We start from the raw sequence: 15728 nt of genomic DNA on the forward strand, positions 1-15728 counted from the left end.
GACGGGGTAAGGAGAGTGTTATGCAGAAATCCGTACTCATTCTTGGGGCCAACGGTCGATTTGGCCGCAACGCCAGTGTGGCGTTTCAAGAGGCTGGTTGGTCGGTTCGCACATTCAATCGCAAAGTGGACAGTCTGGAAACGGCCGCGCAGGGGGTTGATGTGATTGTCAACGCCTGGAACCCACCCTACACGGATTGGGCGCGATTGGTGCCTGGCTTGCATCGTCAGGTGATCGATGTGGCGGCGCAGGCAGGGACAACCGTGATCGTACCCGGCAATGTCTATGTCTTCGGCACCGAGACCCCGGGCCCCTGGTACGGAGGTAGCCCGCATCGCGCGCAAAACCCGCTGGGCCGGATCAGGATAGAGATGGAGGAGGCGTATCGAAGCTCATCCGTCCGGACGATAATCTTGCGCGCTGGCGATTTCATCGACACTTGCGCTTCGGGCAATTGGTTCGATCAGATCATGATCAAAGGTTTGTCGAAAGGGCGACTTACGTATCCGGGCAATCCAGATATCCCGCATGCTTGGGCCTATCTGCCTGATTTGACCCGCACCGCAGTGATGCTGGCCGAGATGCGGCACGAGCTTCCTCGGTTCTGCGATGTCCCTTTTCCCGGCTACACGCTGACGGGCAACGAGATCGCACAATCGCTGTCCCGTGTTACCGGGCAGGAGATTGCGATCGCCAAGATGGAGTGGTGGCCCATACAGTTGGTACGCCCGTTCTGGCGTATGGCCCCGCACCTGCTTGAGATGCGATACTTGTGGGACCTTCCACACCAGTTGGATGGCGCATTCCTGTCAGAACTGATCGAGGATGTACCGCATACCGATTTGGATCAGGCGATGCGGTCTGCCATCGCGCATAAACACAGTCTGGTGTCTTCGGTCGCCTCAAAGCCTTATGGGGTTGTGACGTCCACCCAAACCAGCCGGTGACGGCTGGCCTGCTCGGCACTGCCCCTCATCTCGTCACCGGGCTGCGGCCAGAATATGCCCGCATCCACCACCTGCAGATCGGCAGAGGGTAAGACATAGTCGACTCGAAGCGCACCAACCGCTTTCCAATAAACGGTTGCGATCTCGCCTGAGGGGGATTTGGGCAGCGGGTCTTGCAGGCGCGGATCCGACAGCAATGTGGCGATGGCCTGTGTCCGGCCATCGCTGTGTTGCGGGTCAAGATTGGCGTCGCCTGCGATGACAAACGGCGTGCTTGGAACGGGGTCAAGATCGCCGTCCATCAACACAGACCAGAACCGGATTTCATCGCGGTTGCGCAACCCGTTGCGATCTTCGGCGCCGTCAAACACCGGGGGTGTTGCATGGAAGGTCATCAAGCTCAGCCGACCCAGTGGCGTATTGATCGGTACGATCCAGTGTCCGGTCGATGACAAGCGTTGCGCGTCATGCGCTTGCCTTGACGGATAGGGCTTGCCGTCTGAGACGGGTAACTCTGCACCGGGTAATTGCTGCCACAACAGCGTTTCGAACGTCCGCACGTCGGTGTTCAAAATCTCAAACCGTGACATCACCGCGATACCGCCATGCCCGGTAAATAACCCCCAACCCTGCGCGTCTCCGGGGCCGTGTGTTCGGCCATCCCCGTCCAGATCAAGGTCCGTTTCCAGTCCGGAATTTGGCTGAGCCGTAAAGAGATAGGGATAGTCCAACCCGGCTTCACGCAACGCGCTGGCCAGCGCGGTCAGCGCAAAGGCGTCCATGTCCCAATCGATACCTTGAAGCGCTACGATATCCGGGTGCGCGGTTGCCAGCACATCGACAACGGCCTGAACCTGCGGGTCACCCCTCTGGATGTCGCGCAGTAGAAGTCCAGGACCCTTGCGGCTGAGCTCGGTGTTGTAGGTTGCAATACGCACCACGTCTGCTTGCGCCACGACGGGCAGCAACAGCAGGATCAGGGCGCGGATCATGCGGCCTGAGCGGTCTCGGATGTTGAATAGGCGCGTCGCTTTTCGACGATCAACCCGGCAATGCGCAGGGTCGCCATGCCACGCATGATCATGCTGGCGGGCAGGAAGGCCCAGGCGCTCATAGTCCAGATCAGGGTCTGGGGGTTGTTCAGAGAGATCGGATTGGCGAAGTTGGTCAGCAACTTGATAACAGCGGGGATCAGGAAAGGCAGCAGGATGCCGATGCAGATGTTCAGACGGCCATCGCGCTGAAGGCGGTTGACCACGTCTCCGCCTTTGGTGGGGTCAAACAGCGGCAGGTTGGTCCAGACGTTGAACGCCCCATTCCCGGTTGGCCAGCCCCGCAGTTTCACCGCATAGGCGAAGCTGGCAATCGTCACCAGTGCCGCAACATAGGCGATGCTGGCGGTGATGCGCACTAACTCTACCAGCGGCGCGCTGGCATCAGCCGGCAGCATCAGCACGATCAGGCGTACCGGAGAATACGGGAAATCGACTACATTTGCGACCGCCAGACCCACAGAATACGAGAATGTGGTCAGCTGTGTCGGAGCGTAGCCATTCTTGCAGATCAAGGTCAGGAAGGTGACCATCGACATCAGCCCGACAAACCGCAACCGGTTCACCGGTGGGGCGTCGCGGAATTCGATAAAGCTGGGAAAGGCAGAGTTATATTCGGCAAATGTCAAAATAAACGCGAGGATCGCGAGAAAGACCACTATCTCGGTCCCGTTCGTCGATGTTACTGGCAGGTACAACGCGGGGGTTAGCACCAGAAGTGCAACCAATATTCCACGTAACGCCGCCCCTGTTGTGCGCGCAATCACTATCCGAACCCTTTTTCAAACTGGACCAGCCGGTCTTTGCCAACTTGGTTCCAACTTGTGCCCGCCCGTTTGTTAAAGTGACGGATGCCTCGTTTCCGACACCTTGGACGATAAGCGGCATTCCGCTCAAGCCAGGGTGCAGATAACACGTGATTTCAGGCAAAAAGATGGCGCAACTGGTGCGGGATTGCATCATTTTTGACGCAAATCCGGCGTGTATCTCAAAGTGAGACCTAGATGTTGTGGTTTTCAGCGTTCCAACCCCAAAAATGAGAATGGGGTCGCGTATGCGACCCCATAGGGTTGAGTACCCACAGAATCATCCACAGAATCACACCCAGGGGCGGGCCTGACGCGCGTGATCCTCGAATTTGTCGATGTGGTGGTCTTTTTCCATCGTCAGGCCGATATCATCCAGACCGTTCAACAGGCAGTGTTTGCGATGAGGATCGATGTCAAACTCGATAACCACGCCGTCCGATGTGGTGATCTTCTGATCTTCCAGATGCACGGTCATACGGGCATTTTCGCCCTTATGCGCGTCGTCCATCAGCACTGCGTGATGCTCTTCCTCAACCACGATGGGAAGAATGCCGTTCTTAAAGCAGTTGTTGAAGAAGATGTCGGCAAAGCTGGTCGAGATCACGACCTTGATGCCAAAATCCTTAATCGCCCAAGGCGCATGTTCACGCGATGAACCGCAGCCGAAATTGTCGCCTGCCACCAGAATCTCGGTATTGCGATAGGCTGGTTTGTTCAGAATGAATTCTTCGTTCTCGCCGCCATGATCGTGATAGCGCATCTCGTCAAACAGAACGACGCCAAGGCCGGACCGTTTGATGGTTTTCAGGTGAACTTTGGGGATGATCATATCGGTATCGATATTGATCAACGGCATTGGGGCGGCCACCCCGTGGACTTTTTCAAACTTTTCCATGTCTACACTCCTGCGGGGTAGGGCCGCGCCCATGCCTCGCGTTTAAGTCTCTGTTGTTTCACCGGGCGCGTTTTTGACGAACAGCGCCATAAAGACCAATCCAACCCCGTTGAAAAGCATCTCGATACCCAGAAGGATCCCCAGCAGGCTTAGCAAAGCTGCGGGTTCGCTGCTTGCATAAGACCAGATGATACCTGCCAGAATGATCGACAGAATGCCCGAGATCAGAGTCGGTAAGAAGAATTGAGTTCCGCGCATCTGGAAGGACAGGATGACCCGTGCGATGCCGCCTGCCAAAAACAGGATCAACATCACCGTGGCCAGCGTTAGTGTGCCTTCCAGTGGATGAGCCCAAAAGGACCAGCCGAGGAACAGCATCACGGCACCCATGATGAGTGACAGGATCTTGTTACCGGTGCCCTCGACAGTGAAGCCGCCGACAATCTGCAGCGCGCCTGCGATCAGCAGCAACACACCGGTGACCAACGTTACCGCAAGAGATGCGGCAATGGCATTGCCGAGCGCGAACACGCCGAATGCCAAGGACAGCAGCCCCAGCAACAGCCATTTGACCCAGTTACTCATGTCTCAATTCCCTCAAAAGTTGATTAATGAGGGCAGCTTACATCAACTCTCGGACATCTGTAAGACGTCCAGTGATGGCAGCTGCAGCGGCCATGGCCGGGCTCAGCAGGTGGGTGCGTCCGCCCCGACCCTGACGACCCTCGAAGTTGCGGTTCGAGGTCGCGGCGCAGCGCTCGCCCGGTTGCAACTGATCGGGGTTCATCGCCAGACACATGGAGCATCCGGCCAGACGCCATTCGAAACCAGCGTCCTTGAATATCTCGGCCAGACCTTCTTCTTCGGCCTGAGCGCGAACAAGGCCCGATCCCGGCACGACCATGGCGCGCATGCCGTCCTTGATCTTTTTGCCCTTTAGGATCTCAGCCGCGGCACGCAGGTCTTCGATCCGGCCATTGGTGCAGGAACCGATAAAGACGGTATCGATTTCCACATCGCTGAGTTTCTGTCCGGCTTCCAGGCCCATATACTCAATGGACCGGCGGGCTGCATCGACCTTACCACCTTCGAAATCTTCGGGGTGAGGAACCGAAGCAGTGATTGGCAACACGTCTTCGGGGCTGGTGCCCCATGTGACGACCGGTGCGATGTCTTCGCCGCGCAAGGTGATGACTTTGTCAAAATGTGCATCGTCGTCGGTGTACAGCGTTTTCCACCAGTCCATTGCGGCTTCCCACTGTGCACCTTTCGGTGCGTGCGGGCGGCCTTTGACATATTCAAAGGTGGTCTCATCCGGCGCGATCAGGCCCGCGCGGGCACCGCCTTCGATGGCCATGTTGCAGACGGTCATGCGACCTTCCATCGACAGATCGCGGATCGCTTCGCCGCAATATTCGATGACATAGCCGGTGCCGCCAGCGGTGCCGGTCTGACCGATCACAGCCAGAGTGATGTCTTTGGCGGTCACGCCCGGCTGCAATTTGCCAGTGATTTCCACCTTCATGTTCTTGGACTTCTTCTGGATCAGGGTCTGCGTGGCCAGAACATGCTCAACCTCGGACGTGCCGATGCCGTGGGCCAGCGCACCGAACGCGCCGTGAGTGGCTGTGTGGCTATCGCCGCAGACAACAGTCATGCCGGGCAGGGTCCAGCCCTGTTCCGGGCCAACGATGTGCACGATGCCCTGACGCACATCATTCACCGGGTAATAGTGAATGCCGAAATCCTTTGCGTTCTTGTCCAGCGCCTCGACCTGAATGCGCGATTCCGGGTTCTCGATACCGTTCACCCGGTCCGCAGTGGTGGGCACGTTATGGTCGGGTACGGCAATTGTCTTTTCCGGTGCGCGTACCTGGCGCCCCGCCATACGCAGGCCTTCAAACGCCTGCGGGCTGGTCACTTCATGCACCAGATGGCGGTCGATATAAAGCAGGCAGGTGCCATCATCGGCTTCATGCGCGACATGGGCATCCCAGATCTTGTCATAGAGTGTTTTGGGGGACATCTGTCCTCTCCCCGTATGTAATGAGAAATAGCTGGCGAGGTGGCTTAGGCCGCGGGTAGGCGGGCCAGAACCGTGCGGGCAGCCCCATAGAACCTCTCGCGCAGGCGCGCGCGATCTTCTAGATTTTGTTCTTGGGCCACATTGAGTCTCATGGGCACCAGATACTATCCGCTTGAGATTGGTTCAAGGGAAATGGACGGGTCGTCTATCATGGCTTCCAGCAAGTCGCCCGGTTGGCAGTCTAAGACCTGGCACAACTTGGCAAGTGTTTCGAACCTCACCCCTTTGACTTTGCCGGATTTCAAAAGACTCAAATTCTGCTCTGTGATGCCGATCGCCACTGCAAGGTCACGCCCTTTGATCTTGCGTTTGGCCATCATGACATCAAGCCGCACGATTATCTGCATCAAACGAATTCCCGATTCTCGCGATCGATCAATACGGCTTCGGCAAAGATCCATCCAATCAGATAGACAAGCCCCGCGCATAGCAGCATGAGAAGGTCTGATGAGCCAAAACTCACAACTAGGCTACGATCCCCGTTGGCTTTTCCGATGCTTTCAGCAAGGCTGATCAATGTGTTGTCAAAGGATTGGAACACAGCGAGCGCCAGTATCGCCCGTCCCAAACGCTGCACGTTTTCCGTAGTCTCAGGCACGAGAACAGCGCCGCGTACGCAGTCTTTTAGGATTGAGCGCAGGATCCATAGCATTCGGATCAACAATGCCAACCCAATCGCTGCGATCACCGCCAAAGCAATGAAACGGACGAAATGCGCATCGGACCATGCCTTGGACAAAGAAGGAATTTCACCGCTGACGGCTGCGTAGATCGCCAAAGCCGGGATCACGAAGATCGCGCCATTGGTTAGTCGGTTAAGCCATTTCGCCATATGTGTAACGCGGTGTCGCATGAGCTTATCTCCTTCATACAATAAATTATTTTATAACAATAAAGAAAGATTAGAAAGAATGAAATTTTAGGCTCTTATTGGTGCTATGCCCCTGCTTTTTTGGCCAACAAATTATGCATCGATGCACCAGATTCGATTTGAACAAAGATTGCATTCGGGCCTTCATTGAAATGTCACGGGGCGCTTGTTACTTTATGACTATCCCGGCGCCGGGGATTTGGCGGCGCATAGCAAAGGAGGACTATGTCCTGTCTCTACATACTCAGGCGGGTTTGCCTGCCGAAGACGGGGTCGCAGTGATGGCCCACTCTCAGTCAATCAGCGACAAGCTGCTTGAACGCATCCTTTCCTCACTTTCCGATGACAAGGCCGAAGATGTCGTGCAGATCAATCTGCGTGGTAAGTCCTCGGTTGCGGATCACATGGTAATTGCCTCGGGTCGGTCGACCCGTCAGGTCGCGGCCATGGCGGAAAAGCTGACGGATCGCATCAAGCAGGAGTTTGGTTTCACCTCAAAGGTCGAAGGCAAGGATGCCGGCGACTGGGTGTTGATCGATACGGGCGACGTGATCGTCCATATCTTCCGCCCCGAAGTGCGTGAATTCTACCAGCTGGAAAAGATGTGGCAGCCTGCGGGCGGCAGCGCCTCAGCCAATTGAGGCGCCATCCCGGCCTGCATTGAGGGGCCGGAGGCGAGAGAGATATGCGTATCAGCATAGTTGCGGTCGGGCGATTGCGCGCCGGACCCGAGAAAACCCTGCTTGACGACTACCTGACCCGGTTTGATCGAACCGGCCGCGCGCTGGGCCTTGGTCCTGCGCGGGTAATCGATGTTGAGGACAAGAAAAACGCAGGGATGGGCGCCGAGGCCGTATTGCTGCGCAAGGCGCTGCCCAAAGGGGCTGTGATCTGCACGCTTGATGAGCGTGGGCGTGTCATGTCCTCACCGGATTTTGCGCGAAAGCTGGGCAATTGGCGTGATGCCGGGCGGCAGGATTTGGCTCTGATCATCGGGGGAGCAGACGGCATAGACCCCTCGCTGCGGGCCGAGGCGGATTTTTCCATCTCTTTCGGGTCAATGGTCTGGCCCCATATGCTGGTCCGTGTGATGCTGGCCGAGCAACTTTACCGGGCCGCAACCATCCTGTCGGGCGGCCCTTATCACCGGGTCTGACATGGCGCAGCTTTTGATTGTCTATCACTCGCGCACCGGCGGTGCCCGGCAAATGGCCGAAGCCGCGGCCGAGGCGGCGCGAGATGAGGCCGATGTCCTGCTGAAAACTGCGGATCAGGCAGACCCCGAGGTCATGTTAACCGCTGACGGATACATATTCTGTGCGCCCGAAAATCTCGCCGCGATTTCGGGCCTGATGAAAGAGTTCTTCGACCGCTGCTACTACCCCGTTTTGGGTCAGATCGAGGGTCGCCCCTATGCGCAGATGATCTGCGCCGGATCGGATGGAGAGAACGCTGCCCGCCAAACAGCACGGATCGCCACCGGCTGGCGATTGAAAGAGGTACAGCCGCCGCTGATCTTGTGTACCAATGCGCAAACACCCGAGGCGATACTTGCCGAGAAAGTCATCCCCCAAGATCAGTTGGATAAATGTCGTGAAATTGGCGCGGCGATGGCAGCAGGTCTTAGCCTCGGGGTGTTCTGACCCTCAGTTCAGGTCGATCACGGTGGTATTGTCGCTCCAGCCTCCGACATTGTCGCGGGCTTGGATCTGGACCTGTGTGGTGCCTTCTGGAATGGCAACTCCGCCAAGGGACCGGGTGAAGGGCTGTTCATCCACATGCGGGTGATGCAAAACGCGCATTCCCAATTCGGTCTCGTCCATGTCTAGAACGCGCCAGCCATCAGCATAATCGTCCCAGCCTGTGTCCGGGTGACGGATGGTGACGTCGAATCGCCAGGTCTCGCCACTGCGGTGGGCGGTGACCTTTTCGATCACCGGAGCATCGGCAAAGGCGGGGCTGGCCAGCAGGGCGCAAAGAACAAGGTATCTCATATGGTGATCTTACCTTGTCTTGTCCGACATGACGATCACGATCCGGTGTCGAGCAAAATCGTGCGCGATTGCGATGCAAATTCCCGCCGATAGAGCATGGCCATCGTGATCACCGTGCCCAGAATCAACGGGATTGGTCCCAATATCCAAGCCGCCGCGGCCAGGGCAAAATAGGTAGCGCGTAGCCCGCGATTGAAGCTGCGCGCTGCGGTGACACAGATCTCGGCCGCTTGTGCAGCGCGCGGGTAAGCCGTGGGATCATCTGGCTCGTTCGGGACTGCGGCCATCAGTACCGCGCAATAACCGAAAAGGCGATGTGCCCAGACGTATTTCAGGAATGCATTGGCCAGAAACAGAAGGATGATCAATATCTTGACCTCCCATACCAATGCGGGTGCTGTACCCAGCGCCAAATCCTCAGCCAGCCCGGCCAACCGCTGAGGATTGCCCAACAAGGCGAGCCCACCGCCGATGGCGATCATGGTTGTCGAGGCGAAAAACGTGCTTCCCTGCCGCATCGTGCCAACCACTTGCGCATCAAACATGCGCGGCTGCCGGGTGACCATTTCCTTCATCCAATCCCGGCGATAGCCATCCATGATACGACTGACCGAGGGCGTCTGAGCAGAAGCGTTTTCAACCCGCCAACCGATCCAAAGCCAGGACCCCAGCAACAGCAGCAAAGCGCCATAGTCGGGCAGGGAAAAAGGAAGGGATTGAGCGATCCAAGACATGACTGCGACACTACGTCGGGAGATCGAAACTTGCCAGATGCAGAAATTGGTAATATTACTTTACCAAATTGGAGGATCAGCCATGGAAATGCCGCAGCCAAATCCCGATGTGCTTGCGCGAAAGCACAGCGTTCTGGCGCGGTTGCAGCGGGTTTTGCCCGAGGACGCGGTAATCCACGACCCGGCAGAGACACGCGCTTATGAATGTGACGCGCTGACGGCATATCGCTGCCCGCCGATGCTGGCAGTGCTGCCTTCAACCACGCAGGAGGTCTCGGACGTTTTGCGCATTTGCCATGAAGAAGGCGTGCCCGTGGTTCCGCGCGGTGCGGGAACGTCGCTCGCCGGCGGGGCGCTGCCAACGGCAGATAGTGTGATCCTTGGTGTGGCGCGTATGAATGAGGTGCTGGAAACCGATTATGACAACCGCTTCATCCGCGTTCAGACCGGCCGCACCAATCTGAGTGTAACCGGCGCGGTTGAAGAGGGGGACTTCTTTTATGCGCCAGACCCATCGTCGCAACTGGCCTGCGCCATTGCCGGGAACATAGCTATGAATTCGGGCGGGGCGCATTGCCTGAAATACGGCGTGACGACGAACAATTTGCTGGGCGTCAAGATGGTGATGATGGATGGTCGCGTGGCCGAGATCGGCGGGGCGCATCTGGATTCTGGCGGACTGGATCTATTGGGCGTCATCTGCGGGTCGGAAGGGCAGCTGGGCGTCGTGACCGAGGCAACGCTGCGTATCCTGCGCAAGCCCGAAGGCGCGCGGCCTGTGCTGATGGGGTTCGATGACAATGAAGTGGCCGGGGAATGTGTTTCGGACATCATCAAATCGGGCATTCTGCCCGTGGCGATAGAGTTCATGGATACGCTGTGCATCAAGGCCTGCGAAAACTTCGCCCATGCAGGCTATCCCGATTGCACGGCCTTGCTGATCGTCGAGGTTGAAGGATCCGAGGCCGAGATCGATGATCAGCTGTCCAAGATCATCGAGATCGCCAAGCGCCATAACCCGGTAGAACTGCGTGAGAGCCAATCGGCCGAGGAAAGTGCCAAAATCTGGCTGGGCCGGAAATCAGCCTTTGGCGCGATGGGGCAGCTGAACGACTACATGTGTCTGGATGGAACGATCCCGGTGTCCTCGCTGCCAGAAGTGCTGCGTCGGATTGGAGAGTTGAGCGAAGACTATGGTCTGCCGGTGGGCAATGTTTTTCATGCAGGGGATGGCAATATGCACCCGCTGATCCTGTTTGACGCCAACAAACCCGGCGATCTGGAGAAATGCGAGGCCTTTGGTGCGGATATCCTGAAGCTTTGTGTCGATGTGGGTGGCTGCCTGACTGGAGAACATGGGGTGGGTATAGAAAAGCGGGATTTGATGTCGCATCAATACGCGCCTGCAGACCTTGAGGCGCAGATGGCGGTGAAGGATGTGTTCGATCCCAGATGGTTGTTAAACCCGGCCAAGGTGTTTCCACTGGATGTGTCCGAAGCACGCCGCGTGGCGCAGATGGCGGCAGAATAGGGGGCTCTGCCCCCGCCGCGCTTTGCGCGCCTCCCCCGAGGTATTTTTGAACAGAAGAAGTGATATGAGACCTGAGACAGAGATGGAACTGGCCGATATCGTGGCCGGGTTGACCGAGCCGGTGCGTATTCAGGGCGGAGGAACGCGCGGCGTGCTTGGGCCTGAACCGGTTTTGAGTACGGCGGGGTTGAGTGGCATAACGCTTTATGAACCGGGTGCGCTGACTTTGGTGGCACAGGCCGGGACGCCGGTGGCTGAGATTGAGGCAACGCTGGCAGCGGAAGGTCAGCACCTGGCGTTTGAGCCTGCGGATTATCGTGCATTGCTGGACACCAAGGGTGAGCCCACCATTGGCGGGGTTGTGGCCGCCAATATCTCGGGCCCGCGGCGGATACAGGCCGGGGCGTGCCGGGATTTTCTGCTGGGTGTGCGTTATGTCGATGGGCAGGGGCAGATCATCAAGAATGGCGGGCGGGTGATGAAGAATGTCACCGGCTATGATCTGGTCAAGCTGATGGCCGGGTCGTGGGGTACGTTGGGGGTGCTGAGCGAGGTGTCAATGAAAGTGCTGCCAAAGCCAGAGGCGCTAGCGGTTTTGGGCGTTCCGGTCACGCAGGTGTCAGCGACAGTTCAGGTACTGTCGACCGCATTGAAATCCCCGTTTGAGGTGAGCGGTGCCGCTTATGATCCCGAATTGGGTCAGACTCTGTTGCGGGTCGAAGGGTTTGCCGATTCTGTCGCGTATCGGGCCGATCGGTTGCGGCGTGAGCTTTCGAACTTTGGTGAGGCTTTCCAGATCGAAGAGCCAGAAGAGACATGGCGCGCGATCCGGGATGTGGGCAGATTTGCCAACAAGGACGGTGATGTTTGGCGTATTTCCATAAAGCCCTCGGATGCGGCAGAGGTTGCGGCGCGGCTGGAGGCCAAAAACCTGCTGCTGGATTGGGGCGGCGGGCTGGTTTGGGCGCTTGTGGATGCGGGATCAGATATTCGCGCCCGATTGGGCGGCTTTGAGGGTCACGCCACACTTGTGCGAGCCGCGCCCGGGACAATTCAATCAATCGGACGGTTTCAGCCCGAGCCCGAACCGCTGGCCAAGATAACGCAGGGATTGAGGCAGAGGTTCGATCCGAAAGGCGTGTTTAATCCGGGGTTGATGGGGTAGGCAGATGCAAACGACATTCACCGAAGACCAGTTGAAAGACCCGGGAACCCGGCGCGCAAACGAGATTTTGCGGAACTGTGTGCACTGCGGGTTTTGCACTGCCACCTGCCCCACCTATCAGGTTCTGGGGGATGAGCTGGATAGCCCGCGAGGCCGGATTTACCTGATCAAGGATATGCTCGAGAATGAGCGTGTGCCGGATGAAAAGACGGTGAAACATATTGACCGTTGCTTGTCGTGTCTGGCCTGTATGACGACTTGTCCGTCAGGCGTGCACTATATGCATCTGGTTGATCACGCTCGGGAATACATCGAAAACACCTATAAACGCCCGCTCTCGGATCGTGTGTTACGCTGGGTTCTGGCGCAAATTCTGCCTTATCCGATGCGGTTTCGTTGGGCACTGATCGGGGCCAAGCTGGGGCGGCCCTTTCGGTCGTTGATGCCGGATGCGCGATTGCGGGCGATGCTGGACATGGCACCTAAATACATTCCTCCGGTCAGTCGCAATGATGATCCGCAGAGCTTCGCGCCAAAAGTGGCCCGCAAGAAACGCGTCGCGTTGATGACGGGCTGTGCGCAAAAAGCGCTGAATACCGATATCAATGACGCCACGATCCGGCTGCTGACCCGATTGGGGTGCGAGGTAGTGGTGGCTGAAGGTGCCGGCTGCTGTGGCGCGCTGACCCATCACATGGGCAAAAGCCGCGATAGCCATGCCGCCGCCGCCGCAAACATCCGCGCCTGGATGCGCGAGGTGGATGGGGACGGCCTGGATGCTATAGTGATCAACACCTCCGGATGCGGTACGACGGTCAAGGACTACGGCCATATGTTTCGCAACGAGAATCTGGCAGAGGACGCGGCGCGGGTCTCAGGGATGACGATGGATATCAGCGAGTTGCTGATGCAATTGGACCTGCCAGAGCAGGGTGATCGGGGACTGACGGTCGCGTATCATGCGGCGTGTTCCCTGCAGCATGGGCAGAAGATAAAGACCTTCCCCAAAGACCTGTTGAAACGCGCAGGATTCAAGGTGGTCGAACCTGCGGACAGCCATTTATGCTGTGGCAGTGCCGGGACCTATAACCTGATGCAGCCCGAAATCTCAGCGAAGCTGAAAGACCGCAAGGTCAAAACATTAGAAGCCAAGAAGCCCGATATCATAGCGGCGGGTAATATCGGTTGCATGATGCAGATCGGTTCGGCAACCGAGGTGCCGATTGTGCATACGGTCGAGCTGTTGGATTGGGTCACCGGTGGGCCCAAACCACGCGCGTTGGGTGCTGAGCCCGTGGCCCCTGAAGTTCCAATTTTGCGCTGAACCGGCGTGATGCCCCGCCGCATCACGACCTTTAAATTCCCCTGCCGCCCTATTTTCGCCGTACCCGCCCCGTAGGACACTTGGCCGGGGGAATCGGGCGGAGTACCGCGTGCGAAACTGGATCAAAGCAATCGCGCTTTGTGTGCTGCCTTTAGCGGCCACCGCGCAGGATAGTGGGCTAAGAAGCCTTGATACATCTGATTCTGGGCGGGATTGGATGGCTGTTGGGCGACTGGACATCAAAGGTGTTGGGTTTTGCACCGGCACGCTGGTTGCACCAGATCTCGTGCTAACTGCCGCTCATTGCATGTACAACAAATCCACGGGCCAGTTTATCGATCCGGCGGATATGGAATTTCTGGCTGGCTGGCGCTTAGGTAGAGCGCTGGCCTATCGCGATGTACGGCGCGTAGCGATTCATCCCGATTATAATTTCCAAGCCAAGATATCCCAAAATAGCTTCGGTTGTGATGTAGCCTTGGTTGAGCTGTGGCAGCCTATCAGAAACCTATCCGTATCTCCTTTTGAGATCGGTGCCGCGCCAAAACGGGGCCAAAACGTGGGTGTGGTCTCATATGCACAAAACCGGGCCGAAGCCCCTTCGCTGCAACAGGTGTGCTCGGTCGTGAACCGGCAATCGGATGTTGTGGTCATGTCATGCGATGTGAATTTCGGATCATCGGGGGCGCCGGTGTTCCTGTTTTCTGAACCAGAACCGAAGATCGTTTCGGTTATCTCTGCAAAGGCCAGCATGAATGGGGAAAGTGTGGCAATCGGTACAACTGTCGATAAGGCGTTCGAGTTGTTGCAGGCTGAACTTGAGGCCGGGCGTGGTATCGATTCATCTGCTTTGAACGGCAGTGGCGGCAAAAATGTCGGAGCGAGGTTTATCAAGCCATGATTAAGACGATACTCACGGCTCTTTTCAGTCTCGCCCTTTTGGCAACAATAGCTGAGGCGCAGGCCAACAAACGCAAACTGACGGATCGTGAGGACCTGTACGGGTGGGAGGCGATCGGGAGGCTCGACGTTGGCACACGGTCGTTCTGCACCGGGACGTTGATTGCGCAGGATCTGGTTTTGACGGCTGCGCATTGTGCTTTGGACAGGGCAACCGGCAAGCCCTATGAGCCCGGTGAGGTCACGTTTCGCGCGGGGCTGAGCAATGGCACTGCGCTGGCTGAACGCAAAGTGGTGCAAATCGTGTCCCATCCGGGCTATGACGCGGGCGCAGCTTTGTCCGTTGAAAACATTCGCGATGACGTTGCGCTGATGCGGCTGGAAGAACCGATCCCCTATTCGATTGCCGATCCGTTTGCCCTGCATGACGGGCGGGTGCCGAATGGGGAAATCAGCATTGCATCCTACGGGCGCGGACGGGCCGAGGCGATCACGCGTGAACGATCCTGCAGTATTCTGCAACGGCGTCTGGGGCTGATCACCTTCAATTGCGATATCACCTTTGGTTCTTCCGGTTCGGCGATTCTGGCCAAAAACGGCGCGCGCTGGCAGATTCTGTCGGTTGTTTCGGCGGTCAGTGTACGCGGTGGCGAGAAGATCGGGTTCGGAATGGAATTGAAGAATGTCGTGTCCGAGTTGAAGGCGATCATGCGCAGCAATGCACCCAAACCCAAGGCCTCGATCCGCCGGTTGCAGGTGGGGTCGGATAAATCCAGCTCGGGCGCGAAATTCATCAGCTCGGGCGGGGGTTGAACTTCATCAAAATGCTACCCATGTGAATCCTACCGGGCCGCCACAAATGGGGTTCGGTGTTTGAAATCGCCCGTCCAATTGGAGGGCAAAACTCGTAAATCGCTCAAGGATGAGGATACGACACATGCGTACTTTTGATTTTGCACCGCTGCACCGCGCCACCATTGGGTTTGACCAGATCGCAGACATGATGGACCGCGTTCTGACCAATGACGTCGCACAGCCCAGCTATCCCCCATACAACATCGAAAAAACCGATGTCGACACCTATCGGATTTCCGTGGCTGTTGCCGGTTTTTCCGAAGATGATCTGTCTGTCGAAGTGAAGGAAAACTCGCTTATCGTGGCAGGTAAGAAAGCCGCCGAGGACAAAGAGCGCAGCTACCTGCACCGTGGCATCGCCACCCGCGCGTTCGAGCGTCGCTTCGCGCTGGCCGACCATGTCCGCGTCACCGGCGCGAGCCATGAAAACGGCATGCTGAACATCGACCTGAAGCGCGAAGTACCCGAGGCCCTGAAACCGCGCCGGATCGAGATTTCTTCGTCCAAAGCAATCGAAAAGGATGTGGTTGACGCAAAGGCGGTCAACTAACACCTGAAAGTTCTG

At 57.3% G+C, this 15728-nt stretch carries 19 protein-coding genes; 10 read left to right on the forward strand and 9 right to left on the reverse strand.

The window, feature by feature from the left end; all coding sequences use genetic code 11:
* The first annotated feature begins 20 nt into the window (after positions 1-20).
* A complete protein-coding gene (locus tag AC2FFE_RS16540; protein ID WP_496820192.1) occupies positions 21-947 on the forward strand; it encodes a Rossmann-fold NAD(P)-binding domain-containing protein in 927 nt (308 codons plus the stop codon).
* Here the strand turns inward: AC2FFE_RS16540 and AC2FFE_RS16545 are convergent.
* The 7 genes from AC2FFE_RS16545 to AC2FFE_RS16575 all read right to left on the reverse strand — a co-directional run bounded on the left by AC2FFE_RS16545 (position 911) and on the right by AC2FFE_RS16575 (position 6642).
* Complete coding sequence (locus AC2FFE_RS16545; protein ID WP_496847149.1) at positions 911-1939, reverse strand: endonuclease/exonuclease/phosphatase family protein; 1029 nt, start codon at positions 1937-1939, stop codon at positions 911-913. The genes AC2FFE_RS16540 and AC2FFE_RS16545 overlap by 37 nt on opposite strands.
* Entirely contained in the window at positions 1936-2766 is an 831-nt protein-coding gene (locus AC2FFE_RS16550) for a hypothetical protein (protein WP_496820189.1), read from the reverse strand. Before AC2FFE_RS16550 ends, AC2FFE_RS16545 begins: the two co-directional genes overlap by 4 nt.
* Before the next feature lie 331 nt (positions 2767-3097).
* A complete protein-coding gene (gene leuD / locus AC2FFE_RS16555; protein WP_496820187.1) occupies positions 3098-3703 on the reverse strand; it encodes a 3-isopropylmalate dehydratase small subunit in 606 nt (201 codons plus the stop codon).
* 42 nt (positions 3704-3745) lie between these two features.
* The gene (locus AC2FFE_RS16560) at positions 3746-4288 is read right to left on the reverse strand and encodes an HdeD family acid-resistance protein (RefSeq protein ID WP_496820186.1); all 543 of its coding nucleotides are present in this window, start codon (positions 4286-4288) and stop codon (positions 3746-3748) included.
* A gap of 37 nt (positions 4289-4325) precedes the next feature.
* Positions 4326-5729: a 3-isopropylmalate dehydratase large subunit gene (gene leuC / locus AC2FFE_RS16565; protein ID WP_496847150.1), complete on the reverse strand. Its 1404-nt coding sequence runs from the start codon at positions 5727-5729 to the stop codon at positions 4326-4328.
* Positions 5730-5893: 164 nt separating this feature from the next.
* Positions 5894-6136, reverse strand: a complete 243-nt coding sequence (locus AC2FFE_RS16570; RefSeq protein WP_496820183.1) for a helix-turn-helix domain-containing protein — start codon at positions 6134-6136, stop codon at positions 5894-5896.
* Entirely contained in the window at positions 6136-6642 is a 507-nt protein-coding gene (locus AC2FFE_RS16575) for a hypothetical protein (protein ID WP_496820182.1), read from the reverse strand. The genes AC2FFE_RS16570 and AC2FFE_RS16575 overlap by 1 nt, the downstream gene beginning before the upstream one ends.
* Positions 6643-6836: 194 nt before the next feature.
* On the opposite strand from AC2FFE_RS16575, the gene rsfS reads away from it, so the two are divergent.
* From rsfS to AC2FFE_RS16590, 3 genes are read left to right on the forward strand one after another with little or no spacing between them, the layout of a single operon-like run.
* On the forward strand, positions 6837-7301 hold the full coding sequence (rsfS, locus tag AC2FFE_RS16580) for a ribosome silencing factor (RefSeq protein WP_496820181.1): 465 nt from the start codon (positions 6837-6839) through the stop codon (positions 7299-7301).
* Between the two features lie 44 nt (positions 7302-7345).
* A complete protein-coding gene (gene rlmH / locus AC2FFE_RS16585; protein ID WP_496820180.1) occupies positions 7346-7816 on the forward strand; it encodes a 23S rRNA (pseudouridine(1915)-N(3))-methyltransferase RlmH in 471 nt (156 codons plus the stop codon).
* 1 nt (position 7817) lies between these two features.
* Positions 7818-8303 carry a flavodoxin family protein gene (locus tag AC2FFE_RS16590; protein WP_496847151.1) on the forward strand — a complete coding sequence of 162 codons (486 nt, stop codon included), beginning with the start codon at positions 7818-7820 and terminating at the stop codon, positions 8301-8303.
* Positions 8304-8306: 3 nt separating this feature from the next.
* Here the strand turns inward: AC2FFE_RS16590 and AC2FFE_RS16595 are convergent, their stop codons facing one another.
* Together AC2FFE_RS16595 and AC2FFE_RS16600 are read right to left on the reverse strand one after the other, a co-directional pair.
* Positions 8307-8654 (reverse strand): hypothetical protein, encoded by a 348-nt coding sequence (locus AC2FFE_RS16595; protein WP_496820178.1) that lies wholly within the window; start codon positions 8652-8654, stop codon positions 8307-8309.
* A gap of 35 nt (positions 8655-8689) precedes the next feature.
* The gene (locus AC2FFE_RS16600; protein ID WP_496820177.1) at positions 8690-9388 is read right to left on the reverse strand and encodes a DUF599 domain-containing protein; all 699 of its coding nucleotides are present in this window, start codon (positions 9386-9388) and stop codon (positions 8690-8692) included.
* 82 nt (positions 9389-9470) lie between these two features.
* Between AC2FFE_RS16600 and AC2FFE_RS16605 the strand changes: the two genes are divergently transcribed.
* The 6 genes from AC2FFE_RS16605 (at position 9471) to AC2FFE_RS16630 (ending at position 15713) form a co-directional block, all read left to right on the forward strand.
* Positions 9471-10919 carry an FAD-linked oxidase C-terminal domain-containing protein gene (locus tag AC2FFE_RS16605; protein ID WP_496847152.1) on the forward strand — a complete coding sequence of 483 codons (1449 nt, stop codon included), beginning with the start codon at positions 9471-9473 and terminating at the stop codon, positions 10917-10919.
* A gap of 64 nt (positions 10920-10983) precedes the next feature.
* Entirely contained in the window at positions 10984-12084 is a 1101-nt protein-coding gene (gene glcE, locus AC2FFE_RS16610; protein WP_496847153.1) for a glycolate oxidase subunit GlcE, read from the forward strand.
* 4 nt (positions 12085-12088) lie between these two features.
* Complete coding sequence (gene glcF, locus AC2FFE_RS16615) at positions 12089-13408, forward strand: glycolate oxidase subunit GlcF (protein ID WP_496820173.1); 1320 nt, start codon at positions 12089-12091, stop codon at positions 13406-13408.
* A gap of 109 nt (positions 13409-13517) precedes the next feature.
* Positions 13518-14309, forward strand: a complete 792-nt coding sequence (locus AC2FFE_RS16620; protein WP_496847154.1) for a trypsin-like serine peptidase — start codon at positions 13518-13520, stop codon at positions 14307-14309.
* Complete coding sequence (locus AC2FFE_RS16625; protein ID WP_496847155.1) at positions 14306-15121, forward strand: trypsin-like serine peptidase; 816 nt, start codon at positions 14306-14308, stop codon at positions 15119-15121. The genes AC2FFE_RS16620 and AC2FFE_RS16625 overlap by 4 nt, the downstream gene beginning before the upstream one ends.
* Before the next feature lie 124 nt (positions 15122-15245).
* A complete protein-coding gene (locus AC2FFE_RS16630) occupies positions 15246-15713 on the forward strand; it encodes an Hsp20 family protein (RefSeq protein WP_496820170.1) in 468 nt (155 codons plus the stop codon).
* Positions 15714-15728: the final 15 nt, after the last annotated feature.

This window comes from Ruegeria sp. YTSA168 (assembly GCF_059610045.1).